Below are 12,151 nucleotides of genomic sequence, written 5' to 3'. Positions count from 1 at the left end.
TATGCAAACGTTTAACGCTACCCCCACCGGCACTATCGCCCTGCAAACCATCACCATGCCCGCCGATACCAATCCCTTTGGTGATATTTTCGGCGGCTGGGTCATGGCACAGATGGATCTCGCTGGCGCGATCCATGCCAATGAAGTGTCGCAAGGGAGGGTGACTACAGTAGCGGTAGGGAGCATGGTGTTTATGCGGCCGGTGCCGGTAGGCGCCATTATCAGTTGTTACACCAGTACCTTGCGTATCGGCAATACATCGATACGCGTCAAAGTCGAAGTGTGGATTAAAGATTTTCTCACCCATCAAATCATTCAAGTCACCCAGGGCGAGTATGTTTACGTCGCGCTGGATGAGCAGGGGCACAAGCGACCTGTATTAAATAACCCCTCCATCTCTGTTTAATGTCGCCTGTTAAAGCGACTGAAAAATTGATCATAAGCAACGAAAAAGTAGATTGGTTGGTTTTGTGCGGCTGGCACAGAAACGCCATTATTTTTTATAAGCCGCTGAAAAATAAAAAAATATTCTATTAAACCTTTCTTTACTTCCGGTGTTCGGTTTTTTCATCTCCGTCGCGTTAGACTTGAGCGCTACTGTAATTTATACGCATTGCTGCTATGGTTCGTTCACCTTGTCCAGAGCGCAGTCGATTGCGTTCATTTATATTTTTAATTCAGAGGCGATGCATGTTGAAGGATTCCCGCAGCGGCTACGGTTTAGTGTCTATCGCGATTCATTGGATCAGTGCGATATTAATTTTATTTTTGTTTGGCCTTGGCATCTACATGGTGGATTTGGGCTACTACGATGACTGGTATCACAAAGGCCCTGAATTACATATCAGCTTAGGTTTGGTTGTGCTGCTGTTAATGTTGCTGCGTGTTGTTTGGCGCATAGTTAATCCAACACCGGTTGAGCTTTCTGCCAAACGAGTACAGAACCTCGCGGCAAAACTGGTTAAACTCGGGCTTTACGGTTTTATCTTTGTGGTATTAATTAGCGGCTATTTAATTACTACCGCCGAAGGCCAACCGGCCAGTATGTTTAATCTCATTCATTTTCCGGTATTGATTGAATTGAGTTCACAAAATGTCGATCTCGCTGGCGAGCTACATGAATATTTTGCCTGGGGCATTGTCCTACTGGTTGCATTGCATGTGCTAGGCGCCTTGTTCCATCATTTTATTATTCGCGATCGCACCTTGGTGCGAATGCTAAAACCGGTAAAAAAATCTGATTGATGCAAAAAAATGAATATTTATTTTTCACCACGCTGGTTAATCTCAAAGGAGTTCATTTATGTTAAAACAATCCCTACTTAAAAAATCTTTGCTCGCGGTAACGCTGAGTAGTATTGGTTTCATGAGTTTGCCAACCTTGGCTGATACTTATGTTATTGATACCAAGGGCGCACACGCCTCCATTAATTTTGCTATAAAACATTTGGGCTACAGTGTATTGACCGGCCGCTTTGACACCTTCTCTGGCGATTTTACTTACGATCCCGCCAAGCCTGAAGCGAGCACGGTTAACGTATCTATCGACACCGGCAGCGTAAATTCCAACCATGCTGAGCGCGACAAACATTTGCGCAGCCCAGATTTTTTAAACGTAGAAAAATTTCCTAAAGCCACGTTTACCAGTACTAAAATTCTAGTGGGTGAGAGTAAAGACGAGTTCGATATTGTTGGTGATCTCACCCTGAATGGTGTTACCAAAAGCGTGACTATCGCAGTCGATAAAGTAGGTGAAGGCAAAGACCCATGGGGCGGCTACCGCGCTGGCTTCTCCGGCGAAACCACCATCAACCTGAAAGACTTCAACGTAAAAATGGATCTGGGCCCAGCATCGCAAACCGTGGAGTTGGCGCTGGAAGTAGAAGGTATTAAGAAGTAATATTTTTTTAAAGTGATAAAAAAGGAGGCGATTGCCTCCTTTTTTATTGGGAATTTATTCGATGTTCTGAATTTGTTTGTTGTGTGTATTTAATAAATTCATATAAATCAATTAATTAAGTAAGGTTAATTGCCCGAATATGGTCTTCCTGCCACCACTTCTGCCACCAAATTAATGGCGATTAGATTTTTCCAACAACGGCAAATAAATAGCTGCCAATTCTTTAACGACTTCAGCTAGAGGCGGCGCGTGAAGATGACTTCGCTTTAAAAACGCATTCCACTGGTGAGCCTTTTCGGTTGCGTAACTTCCCGTGAGCCCGACCGGGATTGTAGCGGGTAAGGATGTTTGCCGTCGCTCGAAGGTAGCGGCAATTGCCTTCGGTAAAACAGCATGGTCGATTTGTTCCGCGGTCGATAACACCCACAAATCAAAATAATCTTTCAAGCGGGTATTGAAACTGGCCAATTTAACCATCGCTTCCAGCTTTTCTGCTACCACTGTCTCTAATGGATAGACGCGCAATACAGGCGCAGGTAGATCCAATAGTGTTGGAAATTCGCTGGAGACAGCTGAGGGCGTTATCGCATCACCAAACCCAATATCGCATTGGATGGGTATCCGAGCGTTATCCACGCTCGCTTGTAATTGAACGCGAATACCTGGATAGCCCGCAGCTTTTCTAATCGGTTCTGCGGTGATGGAATCAGCTGAAAAAATCAGACCGTCTTGGACATCGATCTCTATCAGTTGCGCAAAAATAATTTTGATTTGTTCTGGGTCGGCGTCACCGAAACCAAGGAAATCTATATCCCGCGTAGGACGCTGTGGCAAATCAAACCAGAGCCTGAACAGCAACGCACCTTTAAGCACGAATCGATCAGAATAGCTGGAAATGGAGAGTCGGTAGAGCAACCGTTCAAGTGCAAAATTGACTAACACCTGTTGAAAGGGTTCGTTGTGCGCCTTGGAAAAATTGAGTAGCTTTTGCCGAATGGAAGCAGCCAGATTGCCAATATTTTTCGTCATACGATCAATGCCTCAACATAAGGCTTTAGCACCTTCTGCACCCTGCAAATTTTGGCCATTGCGTCCAGCTCGGTAAGATCCAGTCGGTTGCTGGCCCAAGCATCTCTCAAAGCTTCCAGCGCGACATCCAGCCCAACACGGTTACGGAACTTAAAGCAATCCGCGATGGTTTTTTCTATGGAGAACACGCGCAACTCACCGCCTTCAACCGCATGCACCTCCACTCCATTGTTTAGCGCCTCTTCTCCCATATGAACCCACTCAAGGGGCGGATAATCGCTTTGCTTGCGCCAGGCATTGCTTGCAACCGCCATCCATACCGCTGGTGGTGATTGAGTGCCCAACTCGTGAAAAGCCAGCGCCGATACAAGGCAGATCACCCCATTAGGCACCAGATACTGCGCAGCGAGCCAAGGGTTCTGGTGCTGGTTGTCTTCCGCCAACTGGTAGAGCCCACGTCCAACCTTCACCACAACCCCCTCTTGCTGCCACCGTTGCAGCACCCTAAAAGCTTGGGCATGGCTTAGCCCAAGGCGGCTAATAAGGTCGCTAGTCGGGTGAACCTTTCCTTTGTCTAGGGTGGCGTGAGGCTGAAGGGGTATCATGTGAGACAAGTCTATGTAATTAATGCAATATGCATAGGTTACTCTCATGTGTGCGATTATCAAAGCTGAATTTATAGGGGTACAGCGATGAGATTAGGAGGGCTCTTGCGGAATTAACTAGGCTCTCCTACTGCTTCTGTGATCATGCTTTTTATAATTGGGTGTGACAGTTTTGCAACAATCGGAATCATGTTATCCCTGCCCTCATTCCAATGAAGCCCATCATCAAAAATCACCCTCAATAGATAATGGCTTTCTGGGACAACTGCACCTTGTTGCGTCGCAAAATCTAGTTTCGGTGCAGTCATATGCGTCGTGAAAAATTTATTGGCATCCAAGGTTTTGGAAATTTGTGTAAATGCTTTTTCTTCTATCCTGCGCCTTGTGATTGCACAAATCGCTAACGGGTCATACGGTTGATCGTTGTAATATTTTTTATACTCATCATGTATGAACTCCTGAAATTTTCCAGCTTTCCCCCAGCTTGATTTTGTTCCAGAAACAACTGCCAACTCCTGCGAAAAATCATATTGATCGATATGATAATGGACTAAATATTTAGCTATCTGACTCTTTAAGTCTTGCGTGTATTTATCGTCTTTACGAGCATTTAGAAGCTTCTTCATGGCGTTAGTGGCTTTATATGTGGCGCCATTATCGAGATAAACAACTTTTTGAGTACTAAAAACATAATTTCTGAAAAATGACGGGTTGAGATGAGTAAGTAGAAGTACATAAATTGACCTTCCTTGTTGATTGTAGTCCTCGATAAGTTGCGATAGGTAATATTGAGCTACGGTGATATTTGCATCATCCAGATAATCAAAAACTTCATCTATGATCAGAATTGATTTTGATTTTGTGGCGTTGTATCTAGCTATGTGAAGCAGAGATAGCAGTACCAAAATATCACGTTGACCATTTGAAATATAAGTGGGATCGGGCAGCTCAACAACTAAACTTCCCTTGGTTTCTTTGGTGGATGGTGCTTTCCATGAACTTAAAGATAGCTTTTTAAGACCGTCTTCTAGAGATTTCTTTATTTCTGAGTAACGACGCCATTGCAAATGATCTATCAATGATTCTGATGAGGTTTTAAGTAGCGTCAATATCTGCCAAATTGCAAGGAAAGAATGAGCGCTTCGGATGAGGGTTGTTTTTTGAATGATTTCAAATAACTGACGATAGCCATCCTCACCAGCCAATGCTTCAATTTGGCTTGAAATGCTCGATACTGCGTCTTCAGTTGTACCAGTATGGGATGTTAGTTGATTTTTAATATTTTCAATCTTTTTATACTTATTTTGCGCCAAAATAGCATTGGCATGTTCGATAAAATCAACAGCTCTCATAACAAAGTCACGACACCCAAAAATTTCAGCATTAATATCTGGTAATACGCCTTTGTGCTTTCCCATCTCCGCATGAAACATTGTTTTTGTAAATGGGCTTGGCTTTTTTCTTGTGATGGGGCATATAGTTATTGGTTCGATAGCCGATTTACCTTTGGGCTTTGCTTGACCAGTCGGTGTCCATGGTGTGGTAGCTTTTATTATTCTTAAGTCACATATGACGTTTATATCGAAGTGTTTGCGGATATCATTGGAATGGGCTTTTTCTTCCACTTTAAAAACTGATGCGACTTGATTCTCTTCGTGAGTCAGTTCAATTTTTGCTTTAGCTAATGGATTGTGTTTGTAGCGATCCTCATCTCTGATCTGTATTGATGTTTTTTCGATAGCCGATTTAAATGCTGTTGCAATTGAAGTTTTACCAAATCCATTTGGTGCGACTAGTATCGTTGGCCGGTTTTTAAGAATTGGATCTTCAATCGTTAGTTGACGAATACCGCGAACATTCTCAATGTATAATTTTTTGATCGTCATCAAGAATTTCCATTCTAATTAATTACACAGTGAAAAGCGTAGAGGAGGAATCAACCCGAAGGTGCTACTCAATATTCTGAATCTGTTCTCTCATCTGCTCAATCAACACCTTCAATTCAACCGCTGCTTGTGTCGTTTCACTCACTATCGATTTTGATGAGAGGGTATTGGCTTCGCGATTTAATTCCTGCATTAAAAAATCTAACCGGCGGCCGAGGGAATCGGTTTGTTTCAGGCTGCGTTTTACTTCGATCACGTGCGTGTCCAAACGATCTAATTCTTCATCGACATCGGCTTTGTGTGCGAGCAGGACGATTTCTTGTTCTAGGCGTTCCGGGTCAAGATCGATTTGTAATGCGGCGAGTTTGACGTGCAGTTTTTCGCGTTGTGCAGCGAGGATTTCCGGCATGCGGGCGCGTACATCGGCGACTTGCACTGAAACGTTATCTAAACGATTAATGATCAGTTGTTCTAACTCTGCGCCTTCGCGCGAGCGGTGTTCAATTAATCCTTCAATGGCGAGATCAAATAATTCCAGAGCGGCTTTGTGTAGAGCTTCACGATCCAATTCTTGTTTTTGCAACACACCCGGCCAGCGCAAAATATCCAACGCATTCACCGGTGCGGCGGCAGTGCCGAGCAATCCGTTAATTTGTTGCGTGGCTTTGGTGAGCTGGGCGACTTTGGCGAGGTTAACGCCCATTTCTGCTTCGCCTTCTTGCTCCCATTGCACGCTCAGGCTGGCTTCTACTTTGCCGCGCTGCAGGGCTTTGCGCATGGCGTCGCGCAGGTGGGGTTCAATTTCGCGGAAGTCTTCCGGCAGGCGGAAACTGGGTTCGAGGTAGCGATGGTTCACACTGCGGATTTCCCACACCAGTGTCCCCCAGGGGAGTTTGGCTTCACGACGGGCAAATCCAGTCATACTACGTGGCATAAATACTCCTCAATATTGGCGGTTACGTCTACGCGCTAGAGCTGGTAGAGTTCCCTCGCAAATTAACATTTATCAATAGATTGGGATGGTATCACACCTTCCCGCAGATCCATTTCCAGCAGTAAGGATTCCTTTTATGCAACGTCCCAGCGGTCGCAACCCCGATCAATTACGTCCTATTCGTATCACTCGTCGCTATACCAAACACGCCGAAGGTTCGGTGTTGGTAGAGTTTGGCGACACCAAAGTCATCTGCACCGCGAGTGTGGTCAATTCTGTTCCACCTTTTTTGCGTGGCCAAGGGCAGGGCTGGCTCACCGCCGAATACGGCATGCTACCGCGCTCCACGGGCACCCGTATGGATCGTGAAGCCGCGCGCGGCAAACAGCAAGGTCGCACGGTGGAGATTCAGCGTTTAATTGGCCGCTCACTGCGCGCCGCGGTTGATTTGACCGCGTTAGGCGAAAACACCATACATATCGATTGTGACGTTATTCAGGCCGATGGCGGCACTCGCACCGCATCTATCACCGGTGCATGGGTTGCGCTGGCGGATGCGATTAGCTTTTTGAAGGCGCAAGGTAAGGTTACGGGTGAACCGCTTAAGCGTGCGATTGCGTCTATCTCGGTGGGCATTTATCAAGGCGTACCGGTATTGGATTTGGATTATCCCGAAGACTCTTCTGCCGATACCGATATGAATGTGGTGATGGGCAATGACGGCGGCATTATCGAAATTCAAGGCACTGCCGAAGCTGAGCCATTTACCGAAGCAGAATTTGCAGCCATGTTGAGTTTGGCGAAGAAGGGTATTGTCCAGTTGAATGAATTGCAGCAGCAGGCGTTGGCTGAATAATTTTTAATCCCCCTGGCCCCCTTTTTCAAAGGGGGGAATTAAATTCACCCAGAACTATTTGCGGAGTGAATTTCAACTCCCTCCCTTTGAAAAAGGGAGGGCTGGGGAGGGATTCAAAACGGAATTTATTCGTTTGGAATCAACCCCAAATTTTTCACAATCTGTGCGGTCGGCTCGGTTTGGTTCATGGTGTAAAAATGCAAACCGGGCGCTTCATTATCCAGCATGACTTCACACAGTTCTGTCACCAACTCTACGCCGAAGGCTTTTAAGCTGGCTTCATCATCGCCGTAATTTTCCAGCGCTTTGCGCAACCAGCGCGGAATTTCGGCGCCGCAGGCATCGGAAAAACGGGTTAAATTTTTGTAGTTAATGATCGGCATAATGCCGGGGTAAATCGGTTGGGTGATGCCCGCTTTTTGGCATTGATCGACAAAATAAAAATACGAATCCGGATTGAAAAAGTATTGCGTGATCGCGCTGTTAGCGCCCGCATCAAACTTGCCTTTCAAATAGCGAATATCATCGCTGTAGCTTTTTGCTTGCGGATGAATTTCCGGATAGGCTGCTACTTCCAAATGAAAATGCTCGCCAAAATGTTTGCGAATAAACGCCACTAGCTCATTGGCGTACACCAATTGATAAGAGCCGCCCACACCAGAGGGCATATCGCCGCGCAATGCAACAATGCGATCGACGCCCGCATCTTTGTATTCCTGAATTAAGGTTTTGATGGTGTCTTCATCATCACCACCAAAAGACAGGTGCGGCGCTATGCTGATGCCATCGTTTTTAAATTGGGTGACTATGCCTTTGGTGTTGTCGCGAGTTGAGCCGCCAGCGCCATAGGTGACCGAAAAAAAGTCCGGCGCAAACTGATTTAATTCGTTGCGTACTTTGATGAGTTTTTCTTTTCCTTCCGGCGTTTTAGGCGGAAAGAATTCAAAACTTAAACGCGGTTGTGAGTCGTTCATCTTTTTATCTCAAAAAAAGTGCTCTAGTAGGTTGGGGTGAGGAACGAACCCCAACACAATTAACGAGAATAAATACGGTTAAAACGATAAGGTCGATTCGGTTATTTGAATTGACTTTATCGTGTGTGGAGAGTTTGGCATGTTGGGGTTCGTTCCTCACCCCAACCTACATGAGCTGCCACAATCCGCATCAATTAATACTTGTAAGATTCTGGTTTAAATGGGCCTTCTACTTCCACACCAATATATTCTGCCTGTTGCGCGGTGAGTTTGGTGATTACACCACCAAAACCTTCCACCATATCTTTAGCGACTTCTTCGTCGAGTTTTTTCGGCAGTACACGCACATACAAATGCTCGGCTTTTTGTTCCGCAGGCAAATCGGCAAATTTGCGTTCGTACAAATACATTTGTGCCAGTACTTGGTTGGCGAAGGAGCCATCCATAATGCGTGATGGGTGACCAGTTGCATTGCCGAGGTTTACCAGGCGACCTTCTGACAACAGAATCAAATGATCATTGGTCGCTTTGTCGCGATAGATTTTATGCACTTGTGGTTTAACTTCTTCCCACTCCCAATTTTTGCGCATAAATGCAGTGTCGATTTCGCTATCGAAGTGGCCGATGTTACATACCACGGCGCTTTTCTTTAATGCGCGCAACATAGCGGAGTCACACACGTTGACGTTACCGGTGGTGGTGACCACCAAATCAGTAGTGCCCAATACGATGTGATTGATGTCTTCGTATTTGCCGGTGTTGATGCCGTCATTGTAAGGCGACACTACTTCAAAACCATCCATACAGGCTTGCATGGCGCAGATTGGATCTATCTCGGTAATTTTTACAATCATACCCTCTTGGCGCAGTGATGCTGCGGAGCCTTTACCCACATCACCGTAACCGACAACCAAGGCTTTTTTGCCCATTAACAAATGGTCAGTACCGCGCTTGATCGCATCGCTCAGGCTGTGACGGCAACCGTATTTGTTGTCGTTTTTACTTTTGGTTACCGCATCGTTTACGTTGATTGCTGGCACTTTTAATTGGCCTTTTTTCAACATGTCGAGCAGGCGATGCACACCGGTGGTGGTTTCTTCAGAGATGCCGTGAATTTTGTCGAGCATCTGTGGATATTTTTCGTGCACGATTTGGGTTACATCGCCGCCGTCATCGAGAATCATATTGGCATCCCAAGGCTTGCCATCTTTATTGATGGTCTGCTCGATACACCACCAGAATTCTTCTTCGGTTTCACCTTTCCAGGCAAAAACTGGAATGCCCGCAGCGGCGATAGCGGCAGCGGCGTGATCTTGCGTAGAGAAAATATTGCACGATGACCAGCGCACTTCTGCGCCCAAATCCACCAGCGTTTCAATCAATACCGCAGTTTGAATGGTCATGTGAATGCAACCGATAATTTTTGCATCGGCCAGTGGTTTACTCGCGGCATATTTGCGACGCAGCGCCATGAGTGCAGGCATTTCACCTTCGGCGATTTCAATTTCTTTGCGGCCCCAGTTAGCGAGGGACATATCGGCAACTTTATAGTCGGTGAAGCTCATAATTTTTTCCTTTCATTCAACGAAATTTTTCGTTGTTTTTATTTACGTCATTCTCGCGCAGCGGGAATCCAGCTCTTATAAAAATCTAATCAACTGCTGGATCCCCGCTACGCGAGGATGACGACGGATATGTAACTAATTTTAATCAGTGTATAAAAATTAAAGCACTTTTTTCAGCGCATCAGCCTTATCGGTTTTTTCCCAAGTGAAATCGGGAAGCTCGCGACCAAAGTGACCGTAGGCCGCAGTTTGGCGATAGATCGGGCGTTTCAAATCCAGCATTTGAATCAGGCCGCGTGGGCGCAAATCAAAATTCTCGCGCACTAAATTAATGATCGCATCGTCAGAAATTTTGCCGGTGCCAAAAGTGTTGATTGAAATTGATGTGGGTTCAGCAACGCCAATCGCGTAGCTCACTTGAATTTCACATTTGTCCGCCAAACCCGCTGCGACAATATTTTTGGCAACGTAACGGCCAGCGTAAGCGGCAGAGCGGTCTACTTTAGATGGATCTTTACCAGAGAAGGCGCCGCCGCCGTGACGCGCCATACCGCCGTAGGTGTCCACGATAATTTTGCGGCCGGTTAAGCCGCAATCGCCCACTGGGCCGCCGATAATAAATTGGCCGGTGGGGTTGATGTGGTACTTGGTGTCTTTGTGCAGCCACTCCGCTGGTAAAACTTGTTTAATAATCAGCTCGCGCACTGCATCGTGAATTTCACTTTGGTGAACGCTAGGGCTGTGTTGGGTTGAGAGTACCACCGCATCTACCGCCACTGGCTTGCCGTTTTCGTAGCGCAGAGTGACTTGGCTTTTTGCATCAGGGCGCAACCAGGGCAGAGCGCCGTTTTTGCGCAGCTCAGCTTGTTTTTCTACCAAACGGTGTGCATAAAAAATCGGAGCGGGCATTAATACGGAGGTTTCGTTAGTAGCAAAACCAAACATCAAACCTTGGTCGCCCGCGCCTAAATCTTTTTCATCACCTTCATCCACACCCATGGCGATGTCGGACGATTGTTTGCCGATTGCATTTAATACTGCGCAGCTAGCGCCATCAAAACCGACATCACTTGAGTCATAACCAATGTCGAGAATAACCTGGCGGATCAAATCTTCCAGATCAACATAAGTAGAGGTGCGCACTTCACCGGCGACAATTGCCATGCCGGTTTTTACTAGCGTCTCAACCGCAACACGTGCGTTGGGGTCATCTTTTATAATTGCATCGAGCACGGCATCAGAAATCTGATCGGCGAGTTTATCCGGGTGACCTTCGGAAACCGACTCAGAGGTAAAAACGGAATATTCAGACATGGTTTTTTCCTTGCAAATAAAAATTAAAAATTCGTTGGTTTAAAAAATTGTCGCAATTGAATTTGGAAGCCGTTGCGCAAAGCGAAATACACACTCTGGCCTTCGTCGAGTTTTGCTGCTTGCGCCCAGCGGGAAAAATCCTGTGGTTCAAAGCCTTGCCATAAATCGCCGCAAGCCTCGCGTGCCCAAGCTTGTTCGTGGCGACAGAGATCGCAGATCAGCAACGCACCGCCCGGTGCTAAGGCATTGCTTAAATCCTGAAAAATATCGGCGGGTGAGGGGGTGTGGTGCAACACCATATTCACCAAAATACAATCGGCCAATACTTTGTGTTCGGGCAGGCTTTGGGTATCGCCCAAAATAAATTCGATATTGCGCAGACTTTTTTCGCTGGCAAAGGCGCGCGCTTTGTCGAGCATATTGGCGGCGTTATCGAGTGCGATCACTTGATTAAATTGCTGCGCAAGCACTGCTAAAAATTCACCTTCACCTGGGCCGATTTCCAACGCGAGATTTTTATCGCGCAGCACTGTGTTGTTGAGTAGTTGGGTCATCTGCTCGGCGTACACCGGATAGCTGGCGATTAAATCTTGCTGCGCGCGAAATTTATCGGCGTTCTCGCTAAAAAATGCTTGTGCGGCTTGGCTGCGCTCCAATTGCAATTCGCGGATCGGCTCGCGCAAGTGCTCGGCAATCGGCAATGTATCCACCGTCGCAAATAATTGTTGCTGTAATGCGGCGAGTGCATGATCGGGCGCTAAATAGGCGCGGCGATAAAAAATCGAATTCGCTTCGCGGCGTGAACTCAACAAGCCAGCGCTGGTTAACACTTTCAGGTGATGGCTCATGCCCGATTGTTTGGCATTGAAGATGCGGCACAGCTCCAGCACGCCAAACGAATCCTGGCTGAGCACCCGCAATATCTCCAGCCGCAGCGGATCACCAGCCGCTTTTAGCAGGTTGGCCAGTGGGCTGAGCGGCGTTTCCAGTTCGACCATATCGGTCAGGACTGGCAGTGCATCGGAGTGGTCTTGCAGGGATTGGTTCATTGTTTAATCAATTGGCTGTGAGTGGTGTGCAGTCTAGCA

12 protein-coding genes are annotated in these 12,151 nt (G+C 46.5%); 4 read left to right on the top strand and 8 right to left on the bottom strand.

What is annotated here, in order from left to right:
- Position 1 precedes the first annotated feature (1 nt).
- From AWU77_RS10320 to AWU77_RS10310, 3 genes are all read left to right on the top strand, one after another.
- A complete protein-coding gene (locus AWU77_RS10320; RefSeq protein ID WP_062062847.1) occupies positions 2-406 on the top strand; it encodes an acyl-CoA thioesterase in 405 nt (134 codons plus the stop codon).
- Between the two features lie 284 nt (positions 407-690).
- Positions 691-1,245 carry a cytochrome b gene (locus AWU77_RS10315; RefSeq protein WP_062062840.1) on the top strand — a complete coding sequence of 185 codons (555 nt, stop codon included), beginning with the start codon at positions 691-693 and terminating at the stop codon, positions 1,243-1,245.
- 58 nt (positions 1,246-1,303) lie between these two features.
- A complete protein-coding gene (locus AWU77_RS10310) occupies positions 1,304-1,900 on the top strand; it encodes a YceI family protein (protein ID WP_062062835.1) in 597 nt (198 codons plus the stop codon).
- Between the two features lie 171 nt (positions 1,901-2,071).
- Here the strand turns inward: AWU77_RS10310 and AWU77_RS10305 are convergent, their stop codons facing one another.
- The 4 genes from AWU77_RS10305 to AWU77_RS10290 form a co-directional block, all read right to left on the bottom strand.
- Positions 2,072-2,929, bottom strand: a complete 858-nt coding sequence (locus AWU77_RS10305) for a nucleotidyl transferase AbiEii/AbiGii toxin family protein (RefSeq protein ID WP_062062832.1) — start codon at positions 2,927-2,929, stop codon at positions 2,072-2,074.
- Positions 2,926-3,399: a transcriptional regulator gene (locus AWU77_RS10300; RefSeq protein WP_152625328.1), complete on the bottom strand. Its 474-nt coding sequence runs from the start codon at positions 3,397-3,399 to the stop codon at positions 2,926-2,928. The genes AWU77_RS10305 and AWU77_RS10300 overlap by 4 nt, the downstream gene beginning before the upstream one ends.
- 248 nt (positions 3,400-3,647) lie before the next feature.
- Positions 3,648-5,420 carry an ATP-binding protein gene (locus AWU77_RS10295; RefSeq protein WP_062062824.1) on the bottom strand — a complete coding sequence of 591 codons (1,773 nt, stop codon included), beginning with the start codon at positions 5,418-5,420 and terminating at the stop codon, positions 3,648-3,650.
- A gap of 64 nt (positions 5,421-5,484) precedes the next feature.
- Positions 5,485-6,354, bottom strand: coding sequence for a YicC/YloC family endoribonuclease (locus tag AWU77_RS10290; RefSeq protein WP_062062817.1), 870 nt, complete (start codon positions 6,352-6,354; stop codon positions 5,485-5,487).
- 136 nt (positions 6,355-6,490) lie between these two features.
- Here AWU77_RS10290 and rph point away from each other — a divergent pair, with 136 nt between their 5' ends.
- Positions 6,491-7,210, top strand: coding sequence for a ribonuclease PH (gene rph / locus AWU77_RS10285; protein WP_062062812.1), 720 nt, complete (start codon positions 6,491-6,493; stop codon positions 7,208-7,210).
- A 125-nt stretch (positions 7,211-7,335) separates the two neighbouring features.
- Here rph and metF read toward each other — a convergent pair whose 3' ends face one another.
- From metF to AWU77_RS10265, 4 genes are all read right to left on the bottom strand, one after another.
- Positions 7,336-8,184, bottom strand: a complete 849-nt coding sequence (gene metF / locus AWU77_RS10280; protein ID WP_062062806.1) for a methylenetetrahydrofolate reductase [NAD(P)H] — start codon at positions 8,182-8,184, stop codon at positions 7,336-7,338.
- 194 nt (positions 8,185-8,378) lie between these two features.
- On the bottom strand, positions 8,379-9,749 hold the full coding sequence (ahcY, locus tag AWU77_RS10275) for an adenosylhomocysteinase (protein ID WP_062062800.1): 1,371 nt from the start codon (positions 9,747-9,749) through the stop codon (positions 8,379-8,381).
- 159 nt (positions 9,750-9,908) lie between these two features.
- Complete coding sequence (gene metK, locus AWU77_RS10270) at positions 9,909-11,063, bottom strand: methionine adenosyltransferase (protein WP_062062791.1); 1,155 nt, start codon at positions 11,061-11,063, stop codon at positions 9,909-9,911.
- A 23-nt stretch (positions 11,064-11,086) separates the two neighbouring features.
- Entirely contained in the window at positions 11,087-12,112 is a 1,026-nt protein-coding gene (locus tag AWU77_RS10265; RefSeq protein WP_062062788.1) for a metalloregulator ArsR/SmtB family transcription factor, read from the bottom strand.
- Positions 12,113-12,151 lie beyond the last annotated feature (39 nt).

It is taken from the genome of Cellvibrio sp. OA-2007, from assembly GCF_000953825.1.
GTDB lineage: Bacteria > Pseudomonadota > Gammaproteobacteria > Pseudomonadales > Cellvibrionaceae > Cellvibrio.
The sequence above is the reverse complement of the archived record's forward strand: the minus strand, read 5'-3'. Positions and strand labels throughout refer to the sequence as shown.

What these genes read in the sequence shown, in the direction of transcription:
- AWU77_RS10320 (WP_062062847.1), top strand. Translation starts at nt 2, where the DNA reads ATGCAAACGTTTAACGCTACCCCCACCGGCACTATCGCCCTGCAAACC.
- AWU77_RS10315 (WP_062062840.1), top strand. Translation starts at nt 691, where the DNA reads ATGTTGAAGGATTCCCGCAGCGGCTACGGTTTAGTGTCTATCGCGATT.
- AWU77_RS10310 (WP_062062835.1), top strand. Translation starts at nt 1,304, where the DNA reads ATGTTAAAACAATCCCTACTTAAAAAATCTTTGCTCGCGGTAACGCTG.
- AWU77_RS10305 (WP_062062832.1), bottom strand. Translation starts at nt 2,929, where the DNA reads ATGACGAAAAATATTGGCAATCTGGCTGCTTCCATTCGGCAAAAGCTA.
- AWU77_RS10295 (WP_062062824.1), bottom strand. Translation starts at nt 5,420, where the DNA reads ATGACGATCAAAAAATTATACATTGAGAATGTTCGCGGTATTCGTCAA.
- AWU77_RS10290 (WP_062062817.1), bottom strand. Translation starts at nt 6,354, where the DNA reads ATGCCACGTAGTATGACTGGATTTGCCCGTCGTGAAGCCAAACTCCCC.
- rph (WP_062062812.1), top strand. Translation starts at nt 6,491, where the DNA reads ATGCAACGTCCCAGCGGTCGCAACCCCGATCAATTACGTCCTATTCGT.
- metF (WP_062062806.1), bottom strand. Translation starts at nt 8,184, where the DNA reads ATGAACGACTCACAACCGCGTTTAAGTTTTGAATTCTTTCCGCCTAAA.
- ahcY (WP_062062800.1), bottom strand. Translation starts at nt 9,749, where the DNA reads ATGAGCTTCACCGACTATAAAGTTGCCGATATGTCCCTCGCTAACTGG.
- metK (WP_062062791.1), bottom strand. Translation starts at nt 11,063, where the DNA reads ATGTCTGAATATTCCGTTTTTACCTCTGAGTCGGTTTCCGAAGGTCAC.
- AWU77_RS10265 (WP_062062788.1), bottom strand. Translation starts at nt 12,112, where the DNA reads ATGAACCAATCCCTGCAAGACCACTCCGATGCACTGCCAGTCCTGACC.